This is a genomic window from Streptomyces sp. NPDC127098 (genome assembly GCF_042722465.1).
GTDB classification, from domain to species: Bacteria; Actinomycetota; Actinomycetes; order Streptomycetales; family Streptomycetaceae; genus Streptomyces; species Streptomyces millisiae.
Window position 1 is genome coordinate 196599 of the sequence record NZ_JBHXFJ010000001.1, and the last position, 22299, is coordinate 218897.

General features: G+C 71.8%; 15 protein-coding genes. 9 read left to right on the forward strand and 6 right to left on the reverse strand.

The genetic code is table 11. From position 1 onward, the window contains the following. Positions 1-13: 13 nt before the first annotated feature. The 3 genes from ACFWI8_RS00870 to ACFWI8_RS00880 all read left to right on the forward strand — a co-directional run bounded on the left by ACFWI8_RS00870 (position 14) and on the right by ACFWI8_RS00880 (position 7714). Positions 14-3340 (forward strand): glycoside hydrolase family 2 TIM barrel-domain containing protein, encoded by a 3327-nt coding sequence (locus ACFWI8_RS00870; RefSeq protein ID WP_387084084.1) that lies wholly within the window; start codon positions 14-16, stop codon positions 3338-3340. A gap of 147 nt (positions 3341-3487) precedes the next feature. Continuing rightward, positions 3488-4801: a glycoside hydrolase family 43 protein gene (locus ACFWI8_RS00875; protein WP_387084299.1), complete on the forward strand. Its 1314-nt coding sequence runs from the start codon at positions 3488-3490 to the stop codon at positions 4799-4801. Between the two features lie 99 nt (positions 4802-4900). Then, positions 4901-7714 carry a glycoside hydrolase N-terminal domain-containing protein gene (locus tag ACFWI8_RS00880; protein WP_387084086.1) on the forward strand — a complete coding sequence of 938 codons (2814 nt, stop codon included), beginning with the start codon at positions 4901-4903 and terminating at the stop codon, positions 7712-7714. 72 nt (positions 7715-7786) lie between these two features. Here ACFWI8_RS00880 and ACFWI8_RS00885 read toward each other — a convergent pair whose 3' ends face one another. Genes ACFWI8_RS00885 through ACFWI8_RS00895 form a run of 3 tightly spaced genes read right to left on the reverse strand, consistent with a single transcriptional unit; the run spans position 7787 to position 10754 of the window. Continuing rightward, positions 7787-8575, reverse strand: coding sequence for an IclR family transcriptional regulator (locus ACFWI8_RS00885; RefSeq protein WP_387084088.1), 789 nt, complete (start codon positions 8573-8575; stop codon positions 7787-7789). A 7-nt stretch (positions 8576-8582) separates the two neighbouring features. Further along, the gene (locus ACFWI8_RS00890; RefSeq protein ID WP_387084090.1) at positions 8583-9545 is read right to left on the reverse strand and encodes a hydroxymethylglutaryl-CoA lyase; all 963 of its coding nucleotides are present in this window, start codon (positions 9543-9545) and stop codon (positions 8583-8585) included. Further along, positions 9546-10754, reverse strand: coding sequence for a CaiB/BaiF CoA transferase family protein (locus ACFWI8_RS00895; protein WP_387084092.1), 1209 nt, complete (start codon positions 10752-10754; stop codon positions 9546-9548). It abuts the gene before it with no gap. Positions 10755-10998: 244 nt separating this feature from the next. On the opposite strand from ACFWI8_RS00895, the gene ACFWI8_RS00900 reads away from it, so the two are divergent. Continuing rightward, a complete protein-coding gene (locus ACFWI8_RS00900) occupies positions 10999-12471 on the forward strand; it encodes a GntP family permease (protein ID WP_387084094.1) in 1473 nt (490 codons plus the stop codon). 42 nt (positions 12472-12513) lie between these two features. Here ACFWI8_RS00900 and ACFWI8_RS00905 read toward each other — a convergent pair whose 3' ends face one another. Beyond that, positions 12514-13236 (reverse strand): FadR/GntR family transcriptional regulator, encoded by a 723-nt coding sequence (locus ACFWI8_RS00905; RefSeq protein WP_387084096.1) that lies wholly within the window; start codon positions 13234-13236, stop codon positions 12514-12516. Positions 13237-13405: 169 nt separating this feature from the next. On the opposite strand from ACFWI8_RS00905, the gene ACFWI8_RS00910 reads away from it, so the two are divergent. Further along, positions 13406-14644, forward strand: a complete 1239-nt coding sequence (locus ACFWI8_RS00910) for an arabinogalactan endo-beta-1,4-galactanase (RefSeq protein ID WP_387084098.1) — start codon at positions 13406-13408, stop codon at positions 14642-14644. A gap of 77 nt (positions 14645-14721) precedes the next feature. On the opposite strand, the gene ACFWI8_RS00915 is transcribed toward ACFWI8_RS00910, so the two are convergent. Together ACFWI8_RS00915 and ACFWI8_RS00920 are read right to left on the reverse strand one after the other, a co-directional pair. After that, a complete protein-coding gene (locus ACFWI8_RS00915) occupies positions 14722-15633 on the reverse strand; it encodes an SMP-30/gluconolactonase/LRE family protein (protein WP_387084100.1) in 912 nt (303 codons plus the stop codon). Between the two features lie 111 nt (positions 15634-15744). Beyond that, positions 15745-16521, reverse strand: coding sequence for an SDR family NAD(P)-dependent oxidoreductase (locus tag ACFWI8_RS00920; RefSeq protein ID WP_387084102.1), 777 nt, complete (start codon positions 16519-16521; stop codon positions 15745-15747). Positions 16522-16768: 247 nt separating this feature from the next. On the opposite strand from ACFWI8_RS00920, the gene ACFWI8_RS00925 reads away from it, so the two are divergent. The 4 genes from ACFWI8_RS00925 to ACFWI8_RS00940 are packed head-to-tail and all read left to right on the forward strand — an operon-like array spanning position 16769 to position 22279. Continuing rightward, positions 16769-19141 carry a beta-galactosidase gene (locus tag ACFWI8_RS00925; protein WP_387084104.1) on the forward strand — a complete coding sequence of 791 codons (2373 nt, stop codon included), beginning with the start codon at positions 16769-16771 and terminating at the stop codon, positions 19139-19141. Further along, complete coding sequence (locus tag ACFWI8_RS00930) at positions 19138-20451, forward strand: ABC transporter substrate-binding protein (RefSeq protein WP_387084106.1); 1314 nt, start codon at positions 19138-19140, stop codon at positions 20449-20451. Before ACFWI8_RS00925 ends, ACFWI8_RS00930 begins: the two co-directional genes overlap by 4 nt. After that, on the forward strand, positions 20451-21392 hold the full coding sequence (locus ACFWI8_RS00935; protein WP_387084108.1) for a carbohydrate ABC transporter permease: 942 nt from the start codon (positions 20451-20453) through the stop codon (positions 21390-21392). Before ACFWI8_RS00930 ends, ACFWI8_RS00935 begins: the two co-directional genes overlap by 1 nt. Continuing rightward, positions 21389-22279, forward strand: coding sequence for a carbohydrate ABC transporter permease (locus ACFWI8_RS00940; protein ID WP_387084110.1), 891 nt, complete (start codon positions 21389-21391; stop codon positions 22277-22279). The genes ACFWI8_RS00935 and ACFWI8_RS00940 overlap by 4 nt, the downstream gene beginning before the upstream one ends. The last annotated feature ends 20 nt before the right edge of the window (positions 22280-22299 follow it).

The window sequence follows — 22299 nt, forward strand, 5'->3', positions numbered from 1 at the left end:
AGAAGCAACCCAGATGACTGGTACACCGGAGCGGCGCCCGCTGGTCCACCGTCGCACGCTCCTCGGCGGCGGTCTCGTCGCCCTGGGCACTGCGGCCGTACCCCCGGTGGCGGGGACCACGGTCGCCGCCACCGGTGCCCCGTCGGCCGGTGCCCCGTCGGCCGACGCGCTGGCCGACGAGTGGCCCTCCCCACCCAACGGGCACCCGGAGTGGCGGAACAACATCGGGATCTTCGAGGTCAACTCCGAGCCGCCGCACGCCACGTTCATGCCCTACGCCGACCGCCAGCAGGCGCTGGCTGGGGACCGCACCGACTCGCCCTACCGGCTCGGCCTCGACGGCACCTGGCGGTTCCAGCACGTCGACCGGCCGCACGACCGGGACCCCGACTTCCACCGGACCGACGTCGACGACAGCTCCTGGGACACCATCCCGGTGCCGTCCAACTGGCAGTTGCACGGCTACGACTTCCCCATCTACGTGAACATCGCCTACCCGTGGTGGGGCGCCAGCGGGCAGAGCGAGGCCCCGCTGCCGCCCGAGGTGCCGACGCGGTTCAACCCGGTCGGGCAGTACCGCCGTACGTTCCAACTGCCGGCCGGGTGGCAGGGCCGGCGCGTCCACATCCACTTCGAAGGCGTCAAGGCCGGCTTCTACGTCTGGGTCAACGGGACGCGGGTCGGCTACCGGGAGGGCTCCTACACCCCGGCGGAGTTCGACATCACCGACCACGTCCGCGCGGGGACCAACCTGGTCGCCGTCGAGGTCTTCCGGTTCCCGGACGGGGACTGGATGGAGAACCAGGACATGATCCGGCTCTCCGGCATCTTCCGGTCGGTCTACCTCTACTCGCTGCCCACGGTGCACCTGCGGGACTTCACCCTCGGCACCAGGCTGCGGGACAACCACACCAACGCCGACCTGGCGGTCACCGCCCAGATCCGCAACAGCGGCGCCCAGCGATCAGGCACCTACACCGTGGAGACCCAGCTCCACGACGCCGAGCGGCGGCCGGTCTGGTCCGGCACGCTGCGCCTCACCGCCGACATCGGCTCCGCCCCACCGGGACAGGACGTCACCGCCCGCGCCTCCAGGAGCGTGCCGAGTCCGAGGCTCTGGTCGGCCGAACACCCCGAGCTGTACACCGCCGTGCTCCAGTTGCGGGACCCATCGGGCGCCGTCGTCCAGACCGTGTCGGCCCGGGTCGGCTTCCGCGAGTTCGCGCTCCGGGGCGGCCTGATCCGGATCAACGGCCGACCGGTGTCGCTGCGCGGCGTCAACCGGCACGAGATCGACGCCGACCGCGGGGCGGCCCTGACCCGGGAGGACATGGTCCGCGATATCAGGGCGATGAAGCGGCTCAACATCAACGCCGTCCGCACCGCGCACTACCCCAACAACCCCGTGTGGTACGAACTCGCCGACGAGTACGGCCTCTACGTGATGGACGAGGCCAACCTGGAGACGCACGGTGTCATGCGCGACTACCCGGCCTCCAGGACGGACTGGACCGCGCCGGTGATCGACCGGGCCGCCGCGATGGTGCACCGCGACAAGAACCATCCGTCGGTCGTCATCTGGTCCCTCGGCAACGAGGCGGGCGCGGGCGACAACTTCGTCACCATGCGGAACTGGATCCGCGCGACCGACCCCACCCGGATCATCCAGTACCAGGGCGACAACCGCCCTGAGGTCAGCGATCTCCGCGTCGAGGGCTACGAGTCGCCCGCCCAGGTGGAGGCACGCGCCCGCGCCAGCGACCGCCGGCCGTACGTGATGCACGAGTACGCCCACTCCATGGGCAACTCCACCGGCAACCTCAAGGAGTACTGGGACATCATCCGGAGTCACCCGGTCCTCCAGGGCGGGTTCATCTGGGACTTCGCCGACGAGGCGCTGCGCTGGCCGATCCCGTCGGGCGGCGGGCGGACGTACCTCTCCTACGGCGGTGACTGGGGCGACCGGCCCGACTTCGCCGGCAACTTCTGCGGAAACGGCATCCTCGACGCCGAGCGGCGACCGGCCGGCAAGGCCGTCGAGGTCAAGCAGATCTACCAGGCCGTCAACGTGTCCGCCGGCGCCGACGTCACCGCCGGGGTCATCCGGATCACCAACGAGTACCTGTTCACCAACGTCAACGAGTTCACCGGCGCCTGGGCCCTGGTCGCCGACGGGCGGGTCGTCCAGCGCGGCACCCTCACCGCCGCGCAGCTCGACGTCCCACCGCTGTCCACCAGGACCGTGGCCCTCCCGATCCGACGGCCGGCCAACCCGTCGCCGGGCGCCGAGCACTTCCTCCAGCTCTCCTTCGCCCTCCGCTCCGCCACCCCCTGGGCCGAGGCCGGGTTCGAGGTGGGCAAGCAGCAGCTGCCCGTCGACTTCGACAGCCCGCCGATCGTGCCGACCCCCGTCACGCGGGTGCCGACGCTGACCGTCTCGGACAGCGGCGGCACCATCACCGTGCGCGGTTCCGACTTCACCGTCACCATCGCCAGGTCGACGGGCCTCATGACCTCGTACGAGGCGCTGGGCACGCGCCTGGTGAGCTCAGGTCCGGTGCCCAACTTCTGGCGGGCGCCCAACGACAACGACCGGGGCAACGGCCATCCGACCCGCAACGCCACCTGGCGACGCGCCGGGGCCAACCGCACCGTGACCGGCGTCGACGTCCAGCGGCTGTCCGACCGCGCGGTCCGGGTCGCCGTCCAGGGCACCCTGCCGACCGGCACCACCTCCCAGTACACCACCACGTACACGGTCTACGGCAACGGCGAGATCAGGGTCGCCAACACGCTGAGCCCCGGCTCGTCGAGCCTGCCCTACATACCGGAGGTCGGGACGATCCTGTTCCTGCCGGGCGCCCTGGAGGGGATGCACTACTACGGCCGGGGGCCCGAGGAGAACCACTGGGACCGCCACACCGGCTCCGACGTCGGCGTGTACTCCTCGACGGTCGGCGACCAGTGGACCAGGTACCTCCGCCCCCAAGAGAACGGCAACAAGACCGACGTCCGGTGGGTCGCGCTGGTCGACGCCCAGGGCAGGGGCCTGCTCGCCTACGGCGAGGGCCTTTTGGAGGTGAACGCCTCACACTTCACGCCCGAGGACCTGTCCGCCGAGACCCGTCACGAGTACCAGCTGTCGCCCCGGCCGGAGGTCGTCCTGCGGCTGAACCACCGGCAGATGGGCGTCGGCGGCAACGACACCTGGGGAGCCCACACCCTCGACGCCTACAAGCTGTTCCCCGACCGGGAGTACACGTACGCCTACCGGTTGCGGCCCCTGCCCGCCGTCCAGGACGCGATGGCCCTGTCCCGGCGCCCCGTGGGCGACGCCTAGGGGTCGGGGCGGCCCCGGCGCGGACACCGTCCCCCGGCACGACCGGAACCCCACACCTGAGGAGTGATCGTGACACCGAGAACACCGCTCCTGGCTCGTCGGACCGCCAGGCGCGCCGTCGCCTGGCTGGTGAGCCTGCTCTGCGTCATGACCCTGTTCCAGGGCGGCACAGCGAGGGCCGACAACCCCATCGTCCAGACCATCTACACCGCCGACCCGGCGCCCATCGTCCACAACGACCGGGTCTACCTCTACACCGGCCACGACGAGGACGGCTCGACCTGGTTCACCATGCGGGACTGGCGGGTGTTCTCCTCCTCCGACATGGTGAACTGGACCGATCACGGCTCACCGCTGAGTCTGGCCACGTTCAGCTGGGCGAGTTCCGACGCCTGGGCGGGCCATGTCGTGGCCAGGAACAACCAGTTCTACTGGTACGTGCCGGTGACCAACCGGGCCACCGGGCGGATGGCCATCGGCGTGGCCGTCTCGGACAGCCCCACCGGGCCGTTCCGGGACGCCCTGGGACGCCCGCTCGTCGAGAACGGCGAGATCGACCCCGCCGTGTTCATCGACGACGACGGGCAGGCCTACCTCTACTGGGGCAACCCCAACCTCTGGTACGTGCGGCTCAACCCCGACATGGTCTCCTTCACGGGCGGCCCCACCCAGATCCCCCTCACCACCGCGGGCTTCGGCCGACGCGACGGGAACCCGTCCCGCCCGACCCTCTACGAGGAGGGGCCGTGGGTCTACAAACGCAACGGCCTCTACTACATGGTCTTCGCGGCGAACTGCTGCTCGGAATCCATCGCCTACTCCACGGCCCCAGGACCCACCGGGCCCTGGACCTTCCGCGGAACGATCATGCCCACGCAGGGCAGCAGCTTCACCAACCACCCCGGAGTCATCGACTTCCGCGGCAACTCGTACTTCTTCTACCACAACGGCGCCCTGCCGGGAGGCGGCGGCTTCACCCGCTCCGTCGCCGTCGAGAGGTTCCAGTACAACGCCGACGGCACCATCCCGACGATCAACATGACCACCGCCGGCGTGCCACAACTGGGCACGCTCAACCCGTTCGTCCGCCAGGAGGCCGAGACCAGCGCCTGGGCCTCCGGCGTCGAGACGGAACCGTCCAGTGAGGGCGGGATGAACGTCGGTTACATCGACAACGGCGACTGGCTCAGGATCAGGGGCACCGCCTTCGGCACCGGAGCGAGCACCTTCACCGCCAGGGTGGCCTCGGCAGCCGGCGGCGGCACCATCGAAGTGCGCCTGGACAGCACCACCGGCCCACGGGCGGCGACGTGCACGGTGCCCGGCACCGGAGGCTGGCAGACCTGGACCACCGTCTCCTGCCCGGTCACCGGCGCCACCGGAACCCGCGACCTCTACCTCCGGTTCACCGGCGGCAGCGGTTTCCTCTTCAACGTCAACTGGTGGCAGTTCGCCCGCTGAGCCCGCCGCGCCGCCCCGCTCCCTCCACCGCCCCGGCGCGGCACCACCCGTGGGCCGCGCCGGAGGCGATCCGTCGTGCCCCCTCACCCAGGAGCCGCCATGCTTCCCCGCCCGAACCGCCGGCACTTCCTCGCCCTCTCCGCGGCCGCCGGCGTGGCCGCCGGCGCCGCCGCCACGACCGCACGGGCCGCCACCACTGCTTCCACCGCGACCGACCTGCCACTCGCCGAAGAACCGCTGCGCCTGCGGTACACCGGCCCTGCCACCGAATGGCTGCGGGCGCTGCCCATCGGCAACGGACGGCTCGGCGCCATGGTGTTCGGCGGCGTGGAGAGCGAACGGCTCCAGCTGAACGAGGACACCGTCTGGGGCGGCGGCCCCTACGACCCGGCCGACCCGGACGGCCTGGCCAACCTGCCGGAGATCCGACGTCGGGTCTTCAACAACGAGTGGTCCGCCGCCCAGTCGCTGATCGACAGTCAGTTCATGGGGACCCCCCGGGGCCAGATGCCCTACCAGACGGTGGGGAACCTGCGGCTGACGTTCCCCTCCGGCGGCACCGCCAGCGGCTACCACCGCGAGCTCGACCTCGCCACCGCCATCGCCCTGACCCGCTACACACGCGACGGCGTCACCCACACCAGGGAGGTTTTCGCCAGCGCGGCGGACCAGGTGATCGTGGTCCGGCTGACCGCGTCGACCGCCGGCCGGATCTCGTTCTCGGCCGCCTTCGACAGCCTGCAGCCCAACACCTCCCGACACTCCCCCGACCCGCTGACCATCGGGCTCGACGGCTCGGGCGAGACCGTGGACAACCTCTCCGGCCGGGTCAGGTTCCGCGCGCTGGCCAGCGTGCGCACCAGCGGCGGCACGGTCACCAGCCAGAACGGCACGCTCACCGTGGCCAACGCGGACGCGGTGACCCTGCTGATCTCGATGGGCACGAACTACACCAGTTACCGCGACCTGACCGGGGACCAGAACGGCCGCGCGCTCACCCCCCTCCAGGCGGCCGGCAACCAGTCCTACGACCAGCTCAGGTCCCGCCACCTCGCCGAGTACCAGCGGTACTTCGGCCGGACCACCCTCGACCTTGGCACCTCGTCGGCGGCCGAGCTGCCGACCGACCAGCGGGTGGCCGGCTTCGCCGCCGGCGACGACCCGCAACTGGTCGCTCTGTTCTTCCAGTTCGGCCGGTACCTGCTGATCTCCAGCTCCCGGCCCGGCACCCAGCCGGCCAACCTCCAGGGCGTCTGGAACGAGGCGCTGCGCCCGTCGTGGAGCTCCAAGTACACCGTCAACATCAACACCGAGATGAACTACTGGCCCGCCGGCCCCACCAACCTCGTCGAGATGATGGAACCGGCGCTCCGGCTGGTCGACGACCTGTCGGTCGCCGGCACGACGACGGCCCGGCTGCAGTACGGCGCCGGCGGGTGGGTGTGCCACCACAACACCGACGGCTGGCGCGGCACCGCGCCCGTCGACGGGGCCCTGTGGGGCATGTGGCAGACCGGCGGCGCCTGGATGGCGCTGCACATCTGGGAGCACTACCGCTTCACCGGCGACCTGTCGGCGCTGCGGGCCCGCTACCCCGCGCTCAGGGGCGCCGCGCAGTTCTTCGTCGACACTCTCGTGCAGGACCCGGGCACCGGGTTCATGGTGACCAACCCGTCCAACTCGCCGGAGAACCCCCACCACTCGGGCGTCTCCGTATGCGCCGGGCCCACCATGGACATGCAGATCCTCCGGGACCTCTTCCAGGCCGTGGCCGACGCCGCCGCACTGCTGGGCACCGACGCCGACTTCCGCACCCGGGTCCTGTCGCTGCGCGACCGGCTCGCGCCGACCAGGGTGGGCGCCCAGGGCCAGATCCAGGAGTGGCAGGCCGACTGGGACGCCGGCGCCCCCGAACAGACCCACCGGCACGTCTCCCACCTCTACGGACTCCACCCGAGCAACCAGATCACCGTCCGCGGCACCCCGTCGCTGGCCCAGGCGGCGCGTGTCACGCTGCAACGGCGGGGGGACGCCGGCACCGGCTGGTCCCTGGCCTGGAAGATCAACTTCTGGGCCCGGCTTGAGGACGGCGCCCGCTCCTACCAGTTGCTGCGCGCCCAGCTCACCCCGGAGCGCACCGCCCCCAACCTCTTCTGTCTGCACCCGCCGTTCCAGATCGACGGCAACTTCGGCGCCACCGCCGGCATCGCCGAATGGCTCCTGCACTCCCACGCCGGTGAGACGCACCTGCTGCCCGCGCTGCCGCCCGAACTGCCCGCCGGCCAGGTCACCGGACTGCTCGCCAGGGGCGGCCACACCGTCGACCTCGCCTGGGCGGGCGGCGTGCTCACCCGGGCCACCCTGCGCCCCCGCGCCGCCGGCACGGTCCGCGTCCGCACCGCCGTCCCGGTGGACGTGACCACCGGCGGCCAGCCGGTCACCGTGCAACGACCGGAGGCCGGCGTGGTGACCTTCACCGCCACCGCCGGCACCACCTACCAGTTCGCTCCCCGCGCCACCAGGGTGATCAGCCTGCGGGCCCGCGCCAACAACCAGTACGTGTGCGCCGACGACGCCGGCGCCTCGGCGCTCATCGCCAACCGAACCGCCGTCGGGCCCTGGGAGCGGTTCGACCTGGTCGACCTGGGCGGCGGCGACGTCGCGCTGCGCTCCCACGCCAACAACCAGTACGTGTGCGCGGAGAACGGCGGCGCCGCCGCGCTCATCGCCAACCGCACCGCCATCGGCGTCTGGGAGACGTTCCGGCGGATCGACAACGCCGACGGCACCGTCAGCCTCCGCGCCCAGGCCAACAACCAGTACGTGTGCGCCGACAACGGTGGCGCCGCCGCGCTCATCGCCAGCAGGACCACGATCGGCACCGCCGAGTCCTTCGACCTGACCGCCGCCTGACCGGAGCGGTCCACCCGACGCCGAGAAGTGTCGTCGCCACCCCGGTCGGTCTCGTCGTCCCACTCACCCCGGCTACGGCGCCGGGCGGATGCCCGGGCGGTAGCCGAGGGCACGGGAGGCCTCCTCGGAGGCGTCGGTGACGGCCGGGACGATGCGGGGGACGTCGGCGGGGGTGAGGCGCTGGGTGGGGGCGCCGATGCCGAGGGCGGCCACGATGTCGCCGGTGTTCCCGAAGACGGGGGCGCTGACGGAGGCCGCGCCGACGTCGCGTTCCTCGAAGGTCGCCGAGTAGCCGGTGCGCCGGATCTCCGCGAGCTGCCGGTCGAGGAGGTCGATGTCCACGATCGTGCGCGCGGTGTGCTGGGTCAGGCCGTGGCTGACGGCGGCGCGGCGGGCCGTGGGGTCGAAGGCCATGAAGACCTTGCCGGCGGAGCCGGCGTGGAGGGACATCACCATGCCGACCATGAAGAGTCGCATCACCACGTGGTGGGTCTCGGCGAGCGCGACGACGGTGCGGTAGGCGCCGTCGCGCACATACAGGCAGGCGGTCTCGCCGGTGCGGTCCCGTAGGTGCTCGAGCGCCGGCCTGGTCAGCTGCACCAGGTCCAGGCCGAAGGTGCCGGGGGCGGCCCACCGCACCAGGCCGAGGCCGATGCGGTAGGTGTCGCCGTTGCGGTCGAGGAAGCCCTCGCGCAGCAGGTTGTGCACGAGGCGCTGGCAGGTGCTGGTCGGAAGGCCGGTGGCGCGCGTGATCTGCTGGAGGGTGAGCTCCGGCGCCTCGATGGTGAAGCACTCCAGGATCTGGCGGATCTTCTGGAGGACCAGCAGTGGCGTCGTGCCCGCCTTGTCGCTCGTCGTCATCTTGAGGTCATACCGTACGCCCTTCCCGGACGCGCGGCGGAACGGGCGCCGCGGGCACCGCGGACAGCGCGGAGTCGAGCCGGCGGCCGAGCAGGGTGCGGACCTCGTCGCGGACGGCGACCAGCCGGCCGGGGTCGACGCCGGTGGCGAAGCCGGCGTGGTGGCAGAGGTTGACGAGGTCGTCGGTGGCGATGTTGCCGGCCGCGCCCGGAGCGAAGGGGCAGCCGCCGATGCCGCCGACCGCGGCGTCGAAGCGGCGGATCCCGAGCCGCAACGCCTCCCAGGCGTTGGCCGAGGCCATGCCGTAGGTGTTGTGCAGGTGCAGGCCGAGCGGCAGCTCCGGCAGCGCGTCGCGCACGGCGGAGACGGTGCGGTGGACGTGCCAGGGGCTGGCCGCGCCGATGGTGTCGGCGAGGTGCAGCACGCGGATGCCGAACGCGGCCAGCCGGCGGGCCAGTTCCACCACCCGGTCGGGGCTCGTCTCCCCGTCGAAGGGGCACAGGAACGCCGTGGCGATGGTGGCTTCGACCGGCACCCCGGCGCCGCCGAGCACGTCGACGGCGGCGGCGAGCCGATCCACCGCGGCGTGGGTGGGGGCCCCGGCGTTGGCCCGGCTGTGGCCGTCGCTCGCGGAGACCACGAGGCGGACGGCGCGGGCCCCGGCGGCCACGGCGCGGCGGGCGCCGCGCTCGTTGAGGACCAGGGTGTGGAGGGTGGCGGACTCGCCGGGGCGCAGCTCGGCGACGAGCCGGTCGGTGTCGGCCATCTGCGGGACCTTGTCCGGGTGGACGAAGGAGCCGATCTCCAGGGAGGTGAGGCCGGCGTCCAGCAGCCCGTGCGCGAGGCGGACCTTGTCGGCGGTCGGGACGACGGCGGGTTCGATCTGGAAGCCGTCGCGCAGCAGCACGTCCGTGATGAGGACGCGGTCGGCACGGTCGGCCGGTTCGACGGCGGGTTCCGGGGCACGCATTCAGACCACTCCCAGCTGTCGCAGTTCCTCGATACGGTCGGCGTCGACGCCGAGTTCCCCCAGCACGGCGTCGGTGTGCTCGCCGAGGTCGGGGCCGAGCCAGCGGGTGCGGCCCGGGTCTTCGCGGAAGCGGGGAACGATTCCGGGGAACGCCACCTCCCGGCGGTCGCCGGGGGCGATGGTCACCGGGTGGCGTTCCAGCATGCCGCGGGCCGCGTAGTGCGGGTCCTTGGAGATCTCGGCGGCGGTGTAGATCGGGCCCGAGGGGATCTGCCCCTCGTCGAGGCGCCGCAGCACCTCCTCGTGTGGCAGGCCGGCGGTCCAGGCGGCGATGGCGGCGTCGAGTTCGTCGACGTGCGCCACCCGGCCGGCGTTGTCGGCGAGACGCGGGTCCTCGCCGAGCTCGGGCCGGTCGATGACCGCGGTCAGACGCCGGAAGATGGAGTCGCCGTTGCCGGCGATCACCACGTAACGGCCGTCCGCGCAGCGGTAGGTGTTGGACGGCGCCACGCCCGGCAGGGAGCTGCCGGTGCGCTCGCGCTCGACGCGGAAGGCGTCGTAGTCGGGGGTGAGCGACTCCATCAACGAGTAGACGGCCTCGTAGAGGGCGACGTCCACCTCGTCGCCCCTGCCGGTGGTGCGGCGGCGGTGCAGGGCGGCGAGGGCTCCGATGACCGCGTACAGGCCGGCGACCGAGTCGGCGAGGCTGATGCCGACGCGGGTGGGCGGCCGGTCGGGGAAGCCGGTGAGGTGCCGCAGGCCGCCGACGGCCTCGGCGACGCCGCCGAATCCGGGCCGGTCGCGGTAGGGGCCGGTCTGCCCGTATCCAGAGATGCGCACGAGGATCAGGCCGGAGTTGGCCGCGCGCAGCCGGTCGGCGCCCAGGCCCCAGCGCTCCAGGGTGCCGGGGCGGAAGTTCTCCAGCACGATGTCGCAGTCCTCGACGAGGTCCAGGGCGAGCGCGCGGCCCCGCGGGTGTCGCAGGTCCAGGGTCAGGGACCGCTTGTTGCGGTTCATCGCCCGGAAGAGCAGCGAGGTGTCGCCCTCGTGGAGCCGCCAGCGCCGCAACTCGTCGCCGCCCCGGGGGCGTTCGACCTTGATCACCTCGGCGCCGAAGTCGGCCATCAGGCGGCCGGCCGAGGGGGCGGCGATGAAGTTGCCCAGTTCGACCACCCGTATCCCGGCCAGGGGTCCCGTCGTGTCACCCATCCGCGTCCTCCTGCTCCATTCGCACGCTCCTCACATCGTGAGCCGAGGACTCAGAATGCGGGATGACGCCGGAAGGGTCAAGGCGGCAGCCGATCGGGCTCGGCTACTCAACGTCATCGCCAGGCCGCCTATCCGGCGAAGCGATCGCGAAACGTGTTCTGTTCGACCTATTGACCACCCAGGGAGCCGTCCTGATGATGGGTGGCCATCTCAGGAAATTGGTTACCAGTAGATTGCAGGCCGCATGTCAGACATCGCGATCCTCGCCAACACGGCCGTGGCGGTCCTCGCCATCGTCGTGCTGATCGTCCGCTTCCGCGTCAACCCGGTGATCTCCCTGGTCCTCGGCTCCCTGTACCTCGGTCTGGTCACCCGGCTCGGGCTTGACGAGACCGTCTCGACGATCACCGGCGGCTTCGGCGACATCATGGCCGAGGTGGGGCTGCTGATCGCCTTCGGCGTGCTGATGGGCGCGATCCTGAAGGAGATGGGCGCCATCGAGCAGCTCGTCAACCATCTGCTGCGGCTGTTCGGGCCCAAGCGGCTGCCGTACTCGATGTCGTTGACCATCGGCACCCTGCTGCAGTCCATCTACCTGGACGTGCTGCTGGTGATCTCGGCTCCGCTGGCCCGCACCGCCGCGCGCCGGATCGAGCCGCTCGGCACCCCGCGGATGGCGGCCGCGCTGGCGATCGGCCTGGAGTGCGGCATCGTCCTCATGGTGCCGGGCGTCGGCACGCTCGCGCTGGCGGCGCTGCTCGGCGTCCCGTTGGGCACGATGCTGCTCTGGGGGTTCGTCCTGATCGTCCCGACGATCCTCGTCTCGGTCGCGATCATGACCCTCCTCTTCCGGCTCGGCTTCTGGAACCCCGCCCGGGACGAGGTGGCCGACGCCGAGCCGGCCGACGTGGCCGGGGAGCCGACGGCGGAGCAGGTGCCCCAGGCCGTCGCCGCGGTGGCGGCGGAGGCGGGCGGCCCGGCCGGCGCGGGTTCCGGCCCGGCGGCACCCGGGGCGGTCCGGACGGCCGGTGGCCCCTCGACGCCCGCCGAGGTCCCGGCCGGCGCGGCGGGCGGCCCGCCGCTGGTGGTGCGCTTCGCGCCGCTCATCGTGGCGCTGCTGATGATCGCCTCCGGCGCCATCGCCGAGGCCGCGGGCTGGGAGAACGCCACGCTGGGGTTCGTCTCCGACCCCGTGGTCGCCCTGCTGACCGGCCTTGTCGGCACCGTGCTCGTGGGCCGCTTCGCCGTGGGCCGCGAGCGGGTGGAGGCCGCGATCGCCCACGGCTTCCGGGAGAGCGGCCAGATCCTCATCCTGACCGCGGTGGGCGGCTCGCTGGCCGCCGTGGTGTCGGCCGGCGGCCTGGGCGACATCCTCAGCGACTACTTCACCGCCGACACCTTCGCGCCGCTGCTGCTGGTGTGGGTCATCGCCGCGGTGCTGCACATCGCCGTCGGCTCGGTCACCATCTCGGCCATCACGGCCGCCGGCATCCTGGCGCCCGTGGCCCCCTCCCTCGGCATCGACCCGGTGCTGATCGCGCTGGCCGCCGGAACCGGCTCGCTCTTCGCCGTGCACGTCACCAGCAACACCTTCTGGCTGCTGCAGTCGCTGCTCGGCCAGACCACCCGCGGCACGCTCAAGACCTGCACCGTCGGCGTCTCCATCGCCTCGGTGGTCGGCATCCTGCTGCTGATGCCGCTGAGCCTGCTGTTCTGACCTCGTCCGCCCGCGGCGTCGTGGAGAGGTTCCGGGGGGCGGTCAGGGCTGGCGGGGTGTGGACGCGCTGCCGGTGACCCGGTCCAGGTCGTGAGTGGCCTTGGCGAGGAGGTCGAGCATGGCGAGCTCCGCGCGGGCCGGGTCCTGGTCGCGGATCGCGTCGAGGACGGCCCGGTGGCTGGGGACGGGGTCGACGGCCTGGCCATGGGAGTGGACGACCCGGTCGCGTTCGCGTAGCCCGGGCTCGAGGAGGAGGTCCATGCGCGCGAGCATCTCGTTGCCGGTGGCGGAGAGCAGGGCACGGTGGAACGCCGCGTCGGCCTCGGCGGCGTCCGTGGAGGAGCGGGCGTGGGCCTGGGCCATCGCGTCGAGCGCGGTCTCCAGGGCCCGCAGGTCGTCCGCCGTCCGGTTGAGGGCCGCGCGGTGGGCCGCGGCCGGCTCGACGATCGCGCGGACGTCGGCGAGATCCCGCATGAGGCGCTGTCCTGCGCCGCTCTCGACCTGCCAGCGGATGATGTCAGCGTCGAGCAGGTTCCAGTCGCCGCGCTCCCTGACGAAGGTGCCACGCTTCTGGCGCGCGTCTATCAGGCCCTTGCCGGCGAGCACCTTCATGGACTCGCGCATCACGGTGAGGCTCACGTCGAGCTCCTCCCCGAGGGCACGCATGTCGAGGGTGGCCCCCTCGGGCACGTCACCGCCGACGATGCGCCGGCCGAGGACGTGGACGACCTGCCCGTGGACGCCTCTGCCGGTGTACGACGCCATGGCCGGTCTCTCCTCGGGGTCTGCGCGGGCTCCGAATGCGGAGGCTCGGTGCACCCAGCCTAGCAGTAGACATTAATTATGAATACATCTTGACAGTGTTCGGGGCTCCCTCGACGATGAACGCACCTCGCCGCCACGACGGTGGGCGCGAGAAAAGACGGAGGTCCGTATGTCATATGCACGACAAAGGCGTCGTCTGCGGGCACGCCTCACGGCGTTCGTGCTGGCCGTCGCGTGTCTGGCCGGACTCGCCGGCCAGGCCGGCGCGGCCGGTCCGGACGGCCGGGACCACGACCGGCCCGGACGCCCCGTGGCCGACGACGGTTTCGCCGCCGGTGGTGACCTGACCATGCTCAACTGGGTCGAGGACAGCGGCGGCAGGTACTACGACGAGCGCGGGCGACGGGCCGACCCCGTCCGGCTCCTGGCCGCCAACGGCATGGACCTGGCCCGGCTGCGGGTCTACACGGCCACCGGGCCCGACCACCCACGCATCGGCTACCCGGACTCCTACCTGCCCGAGGGGTACCAGGACACCGCCGACATGCTCGACCTCGCGCGCCGCGTGACAGGCAACGGCATGAAGATCCAACTGACGCTGCACTACAGCGACTACTGGAGCAACGGCCTCATCCAGGACATCCCGAGCGAGTGGCGGGACGTCACCGACCTCCCCGAAGACCAGGCGGTCGCCGCGCTGGAAGAGCACGTGCGCGACTACACCCGCGAGATCATGCTCGACATGCGGGACCAGGGCACCCTCCCGGCGTACGTCTCCCTCGGCAACGAGATGCAGGGCGGCCTCCTCTTCCCCTACGGGAGGACGGACTCGGAGCAGGGCTGGGAGAACCTGGCCCGGTTCCTGCGCGCCGGATACGAAGCCGTCAAGGAGGTCTCCCCCTCGACGCAGGTGATCCTCCATCTCGACGACGCGGGCAACATGGACAAGTACGAGTGGTTCTTCTCCACCGCCGACGCCCATGGCATCCCCTACGACGTCATCGGCTCGTCGTACTACCCGTTCTGGACGCGGAAGGACATCCCGACCGTCACCCCGTTCTTCGAGCGGCTCCACGAGCGCTTCGGCAGGAAGATCATGGTGATGGAGACGGGCATCAACTGGAACCCGGTCACCCACGACGGTGTCGAGGGGCAGCTCACCGACAACGGTCCGGTGCCGTACCCCGAGACCCCGCAGGGGCAGGCGGACTTCCTCACCGACCTGTTCAGGCAGCTCAGGGAGGTGGACGACGGGGCGGTGATCGGTGACATCTACTGGGACCCGGTCATGATCCCCGCGCCCGGCGTGGGCTGGGAGGTCGGGCAGCCCAACGTCGTGAGCAACACGACGCTGTTCGACTTCCAGGGCCGGGCCCTGCCCGCGCTGCGCGCCTTCCGCACGGCGTGACCCGCGGCGCCGGCCCCGCCCCTGCCCCAGGGGCGGGGCCGGCGCACGTGTGGGCCCTCGGAGCCAGCCCCGCTCGGTCAGGCGTGCGGACCGGCGAGTGCGGCGGAGGCGTGGGCGGCGGGCGGGGCGACGGCGGAGCACGGGGCGACGAGCACCGCCCCGTCGTACGGGCCAGGGTCCGCGAGACCGAACGAGGCGGTCGTCACGACGAGGCCGCCCCCGGTCAGGCAGACACTGGAGGGCTGCGCGGCCGGCACCTCCACGATCTCCAGCAGACGCCCGTCGGGGGCGTACCTCCTGACCTGTCCGGCTCCCCAGATCGCCGACCAGACGCAGCCCTGGGTGTCGACGGCCATGCCGTCGGGGCTGCCCTCGTCGGGATCGATCCGGAACAGCGGCCGGCGCGCGGAGAGTCGGGCGGTGTCGGGGTCGACGGTGAACGCCTCGACCGTGCCGAGGGCGCTGTCGGCCAGGTACATGGTGCGGCCGTCCGGACTGAGGACCGGGCCGTTGGGGATCGTCAGGCCGTCAAGCACCGTGGTCACCGTCCCGTCGACGTCCAGCAGGTGCAGGGCGCCCGCCCCCGGCGTGGCGTCGTACGCCATGGTGCCGGCCCACATCCGCCCGGCCGCGTCGCACGCCGCGTCGTTCATGCGCTGTGCGCCACCCTCCCGGTGCGGCAGCGGAAACTCCCGAAGGACCCGGCCGGTCGGGTCCAGCACGGCGAAGGCCAGGCCGGTCGCCGCGAGCCACCCCGCCCGGTCGCCGGTCAGTGCCAGGGGAGCGACCGCGCCCAGCGGTTGTGACAACCTGGCCAGCTGGACCAGTTCACCGCCCGGAGCACTCGGCAGTCGCAGCAGCCGGCCGCTGAGTATGTCCACCAGGACGACGGTACCGTCGGGCAACAGCCGGGCCCCTTCACCGAGTTGGAGTCGCTCCGGGGTGACGGGCCGGAACGGGCCGATGTTCGAAGGTCCGTACGCGGTCATGAGAAACCTTTCGCGGAAGTCGGGGCAGGGGGAGCCCTCTGGCGTGCCACCCGACCGATGACCTCGGCGGCCCAGGTGCGGTGAGCGAGCCGGGCCGCGCTCGGACCCGGCTCAGGCGGAGTTCTTCAGCACGCTCCAGCCGCCGTCCACCACGAGCGAGGCGCCGGTCACGAAGGAGGCGTCGTCACTGAGGAGAAAGGCGATGGCCGCGGCGACCTCCTCGGGCGCGCCGAGGCGCCCCACGGCGGTCTCCCGGGCCGCCGCCCGCCGGTCCTCCTCGGCGATGCCGTCCCAGGCCCGGGTGAGGACCGGACCCGGCAACACGCTGTTCACCCTGATGCGGTCGCCGTACTCGACGGCCAACTGCCGGGCCAGTCCCGTGAGTCCGGCCTTGGCCGCGGCGTAGGCGGGCCGTCCGGGCAGGCCCACCAGGGCGTGCACCGAGGAGACCAGCACCACGCTGCCGCCCGTCGAGACCAGGTCGTCGAGGCAGGCGCGCGCGCCGAGGAAGGAGCCGGTGAGGCTCACGGCTAGCTGCCGGTTCCATTCCTCCGCGCTGGTGAGGTGGGCCGGGGCGACGCGGACGGTGTAGGCGTTGCCGACCAGGGCGTGGACGGGCCCGAAGGCCGATCTGGCGGCGCGCACCGCCGTGGCCCAGGAACCCTCGTCGGAGACGTCGCAGTGCTGGAACCGCGCGCTGCCGCCGGCTTCCCGGATGGCGGTGACGACGTCCGCGCCCGACTCCTCGTCGATGTCGGCGACAAGGACACCGGCTCCCTCGGCGGCGAGCCGGCGGGCCGTGGCGGCACCGATGCCGGAGGCGCCGCCGGTGACGAGCGCGCAGCGGCCGGACAGCCGGGGGGTGAGGGGTGGCGGTGCGGGAGGCACGGGCTGACTCCTGTGGGGCTGGCGACGACGACTGACGAGATTAAATATTAATTATTGGTGGATGCCAAGGGATGCCGGCCGGCGCGGGGGAACCAGCCGGCGCCGATCCGCGCACGCTCTCCGACCCGCGTCGCCGGTTGCCGCAAGGGGGTTCACTATTCAGAAATTATGATTTAACTTGCGTCCATCGATGACGCCGGCCTGCCGGACAGCCCGCCCCGGGCCCGGCGCCGAAGCAAGGAGACCGATGGTGTACACGTTGACCCTGCGCCCACCCAGGGAGCCGCTCGCCGGCCATCTCAGGATGGGCGAGCCCGAAGGGCAACCGGATCAGATCGTCGCCACCAGCACCCATCTGCTGCGCGGTGGGCGCCCCTGGCTTCCGGTCATGGGCGAGATGCACTTCGCCCGCTACCCCCGAGCCGACTGGCGCGAGCGGCTGCTCAGCATGCGGGCCGGGGGGATCGACACCGTCGCGACCTACCTGTTCTGGCACCACCACGAGGAGCGTCGGGGCGAGTTCCGGTTCGACGGCGACCGCGACGTCCGGGCCTTCGTCGAGTCGGCCGCCGCGTGCGGCCTGGACGCCGTGGTGCGGATCGGCCCCTGGTCGCACGGCGAGGCCCGCTACGGCGGCTTCCCGGAGTGGGTTCAGCACTCGGGGACCCGGACCCGCACCGACGACCCCGCCTACCTCGACCTCGTCCGGCCCTACTACGCGCGGATCGGCGCCGAGCTCGACGGGCTGTACCACGCGCAGGGCGGGCCGATCGTCGCCGTCCAGATCGAGAACGAGCTGTACGACCAGCCCGAGCACCTGCGCACGCTCAAGCGGATGGCCCAGGAGGCCGGCATCACCCCGGCGCTGTGGACCGCGACGGCCTGGGGCCGCGCGGAACTGCCCGCCGACGAGTTCCTGCCGCTCTACGCGGGCTACGCCGAGTCGCCCTGGGACGACGCCCACCCGGGATGGGCCCGGCACAACAGGCGGCACTTCTTCTTCACCCCGCTGCGCGACGACCACACCGTGGGCGCCGACCTGCGCCCCCTGCCCAGCGCGGGCAAGGGTCCGGAACTCGACCGCTACCCGTACGCGACCTGCGAGCTCGGCGGCGGCGTCCAGGTGACGTACCACCGCCGCCCCCTCGTCCCGCCGGACGACGTGGCCGCGTTGGCGCTCACCAAGATCGGTTCCGGATCGACCTGGCAGGGCTACTACATGTACCAGGGCGGCTCCCACGTCACCGACGCCGCGACCACCATGCAGGAGTCGATCGACACCGGCTACCCCAACGACCTGCCGGTGGTCAGCTACGACTTCCAGGCGCCCCTCGGGGAGTACGGCCAGGTCCGCCCCAGCTACGAGCTGCTCCGGCTGCAGCACCACCTGCTCGCGGCGGCGGGCCAGCGCCTCGCCCCGATGGGACTCGTCGAACCCGCCGAGGGGCCGAGGGACCTCGACGACCGGGAGACGCTGCGCTGGGCCGTGCGCACCGACGGCACCTCCGGGATGCTGTTCGTCAACACCCATCAGCCCGCCGGGGAGACCCTGGCGGCGCACGGCGCCGTCCGGTTCCGGCTCGACGGCCCCGACGGACCGCTCGAACTGCCCGTCGATCCCGTCGACATACCCTCCGGCGCCTACTTCGCCTGGCCCTTCCGCTGGCCGCTGCCCGGCGCGGCGACCCTGAAGTCGGCCACGGCCCAACTCGTCACGGTCCTGGACGACGAGCTGGTCGTGCTGACCCGCACCGCCGGCATCCCGGTCGAGCTGGTCCTCACCGGCGTCGACCCGGCATCGGTCGAGGGGCCCGGCGTCCTCGTGGACGACCTCGGGGCCGGCCGCACCCGGATCCGGGTGCCGCACCCGGGACCGGACGCGCTGATCCGCCTGGACGCGCTGCGGCTGCTGGTCCTCGACGAGCACACCGCCCGCCACACCACGGTCGGCGAGCTGTGGGGAGCCCGCCGCCTGCTCGTCGGCGACGGCGTCCACCTCGCCCCCGACGGGCAGGTGCTGCACATCGAGAGCGGCCCCGCCGGCGGCACTCTGCTCGTCCATCCCGCGCCGACCGGCACCCTCGCCCCTCGGGCGACCGCACGGCTCGGCCTGCGCGCCACCGGCGAGAGCGGGATCTTCGCCCGCTTCGAGGTGGACGCGCCCAGGGACGTGCCCGAGGTCCGGCTCGTCGAACTCACCCCTGCCAAGGGGCCGGCGCCGCGGCGCGTCGGGGGCCCGCTGAAGCGTGCCGCCGCGCCCACCGCCGACGACTACGCCCTGGCCGCCGCCCACCGCGTCGAGTTCGACCCCGAAGCCCTCAACGGCGCCCACCGACTGCTGCTGCGGCTCGACTGGGTCGGTGACGCGGCCCGCGCCGAGCTCGACGGCGTCCTGATAGCCGACCAGTACTGGCACGGATCCCCCTGGGAGATCGACCTCACCCGACACCGAAAGGCCCTGGCGGAAGGCGCCGAACTGGTCCTGCGGCTGCTCCCGTTCGACCCCAGCGCGAAGATCCATGTGCCCGACCACCTGCGCCCCGACGAGGTCACCCTGCGTCTTGACGAAGCCCGGCTGGTCCCCGTCCACCGCGCCGCCGTCGGGATCGGTGCGTCGTGAGCGGGCTGAGCCGACGCCGCTTCCTCGCCGTGCTGGGCGGGATGGGGGCACTGGCCACCGGGTGCGCGACCGCGACCCCCGCCGAGCCGGTGACGGACGGCTCGGTCGGTCTCAGGCTGTGGACCCACGACCCGAGCTACACCGCGACGTTCCAGGCCGCCCTGAGCGACCGGACCATCATGCGCGGTTCGGCGTACGCGCCCTCCCTTGAGGTGACCGCCGCCTCGGGTTCCGACCTGCTGACCCGCACCATCACCCAGTTCATGGCCGACGGCTCCCCGCCCGACCTGCTCGGCATCATCATCTCCGAGTTCCCCCGGGTGATGAAGGGCGACCTCGCCGAGTCCCTGTTCCTCGACCTCTCGGAGATCGCCGAGCCGTTCGGCGACGACCTGCTGCGCCGCGGGCCCTACAGCCTGAACGGACGTCTGTACGGCCTGGACTCCGACACCTCGATCTCCGTCCTCTACTACCGTCCCGACGAGTTCGCCCGGGCCGGGCTGCCGACGGACGCGGCCACCTGGGACGAGATGCTCGACATCGGAGGCCGGCTCAACCAGGCCACCGGCAAGTCGATCGGCATGGTCGCAGGCGGCGACAACACCTCGCTGTACAACACCTACCTGCAGTTGCTGGTACAGCGCGGCGGCAGCCCGTTCGACGCCGAAGGCAACCTCACCATCGACACCGACGAGTCCGTCGAGGCACTGGACCTCATCCAACGCGGCGTCGCCAACGGCTCGTTCATGGTCGTCGGGGACCCCTACGGCGCGGCGGCGGCGGCCGCCATCAAGTCAGGACTGCTCGTCGCCCTGACCATGCCGTCGTGGTACCGGGTCTACGGCCTCGAGGCCAACGCCCCCGAACAGGCCGGGCAGTGGCGGCTGCGGACCTTGCCGCGCTTCAGCGGCGGCGGCCACATCGCGTCCGCCCTCGGCGGCACGGGCTTCACCGTGTCCGCCGTCAACCCCGGACGCGAGGCCGCGCTCGACCTGCTGCGCCGGGTCTACCTCACCCCCGAGGGCCAACTGCTCCGCTTCAGGACCGGCGGGTTCCTGCCCACCCTGCGTTCGCTGTACACCGAGCCCGACTTCACCTCCCACCGCGACGAGTTCCTCGGCGGCCAGCGGTCCTTCCGGGAGTACGCCCGAGCGGCCGAGGACCTGCCCGAGTTCTTCCTGTCGGAGAACAACGAGGCGCTGGTGGTGGCCATGGGCGCCCAGCTGCTGGGCCTCTACGACGGCGACCTGACCCCTGCTCAGGTGATCAGAGAGGCCACGGATTCCTACCGCCGACAGGTGAGGTCCTGATGAGCGTGATCGACACCCCAGAGACGAGAGTCGCCCCGGCGGCGGTCCCACCCCCCGCCGGACAACGCGCCTCGCGCGCAAGGAGGTGGGCGCCCTACCTGTTCATCTCCCCGTTCTACGTCCTGTTCCTGCTCTTCATGGTCGTCCCGATCACCATCGGCGCCTTCCTGTCCATGACCAGCTGGGCGGGCGTCGGGTCTCCGGAGTGGGTGGGGTTCGAGAACTACGCCCGACTGTTCGACGACTCGAGCTTCTACACCGCCGTCTCCAACACGGCGGTGTTCACCGCCGGCACGATGTGCGTCGTCCTGCCGCTGTCGCTGGTGATCGCCCTGGCGCTCGACGCCCGCGGGCTCAGGTTCCGGGACTTCTTCCGCACCGTCTTCTTCCTGCCGGTGGTGGTGTCCCCGATCGTCGTGGCGCTGGTCTTCGGCCTGTTCTTCGACCAGCAGTTCGGCCTCGTCAACGGCCTCACCCGGGCCACCCTCGGCAGTCCCGGCATCGAATGGCTGACCTCACCGTTCTGGGCGAGGGTCGTGGTGATCATCCTGGTGCTGTGGCGCTGGACCGGCTACCTGACCATGTTCTTCCTCGCCGGCCTGCAGAACGTGTCCCACGAGCTGCACGAGGCCGCCCAGATCGACGGGGCTGGCCCGATCCGCGGCTTCTGGAGCGTCACCCTCCCGCAGCTGCGCCCGGTGACGGCGTTCATCGGCGTCACCGTCCTGGTGTCCACCGCGCAGATCTTCGAGGAGCCCTTCCTGCTGACCCAGGGCGGTCCTGGCGAGTCCACCATGTCGGTGGCCCAGTTCATCTACCGCGCCGCCTTCCAGCGTCAGGAGCTCGGCTACGCCTCGGCCGCCGGCGTGGTCATGTTCGTCGTGGTCTTCCTCCTGGGGCGGATCGCGATCCGAGTGTTCGGAGCGGGAGAGAACCGATGACCACGACCGCCGCCGCCCCGCCCACCACGCCGGTACGGAACCGGCGCGGGACCAGCCGGTCGCGCACGCCCCGCCCCGGCCGCGTCGCCCTCTACGCCGGACTCGTCCTCGCCTCGGCGTGCTGGCTGTTCCCCCTGGTGTGGGCCCTGTTCTCGTCCTTCAAGCAGCGCAGCGACATCTTCGCCTACCCACCGAGCCTGCTCCCGCCCGACCCGACCCTCGACAACTACACCTCGCTGTTCGACGCGCACCCGTTCTGGCAGTGGTTCCTGATCTCCACGCTCATCGCGCTCGTCTCCACGACCATCACCGTGGTGGTGTGCTCGATGGCCGGGTACGGCTTCGCCAAGTACCGGTTCCGGTTCCAGAGCGCGCTGTTCAACGTCATGTTCAGCTCGCTCGCGATCCCCTTCGCGGTGATCGTGGTGCCGCTGTTCGTGTTCCTGGCGCGCACCGGCACGGCGGACCCGTGGTTCGCGTTGGTCGTGCCCTGGGTGGCGCCCGCCTTCGGAATCTTCATGATGCGGCAGTTCGTGGCGCAGTCGGTGCCCGACGAGATCCTCGACGCCGGCCGGATCGACGGCGTGGGCGAGGCGGGCCTCTTCTGGCGGCTCGTCATGCCGCTGCTGCGCCCCGCGATCGCCGCACTCGCGGTGTGGAGCTTCCTGAACTCCTACAACAACTTCCTGTGGCCACTCATCGTCATCGGCGACCCGGACCTCTACACCCTGCCCCTCGGGCTGCAGGCGATCTTCGGCGCCGAGGGCCGCCAGTACGACATCGTCCTCGCCGGATCGATGCTGGCCGCGATCCCCTCGATCCTCGTCTTCGTCGCCCTGCGCAAACAGCTCATCGACGGCCTCAGCGCCGGCGCGCTCAAGGGCTGAGACCCCTCCACCACCCGGAG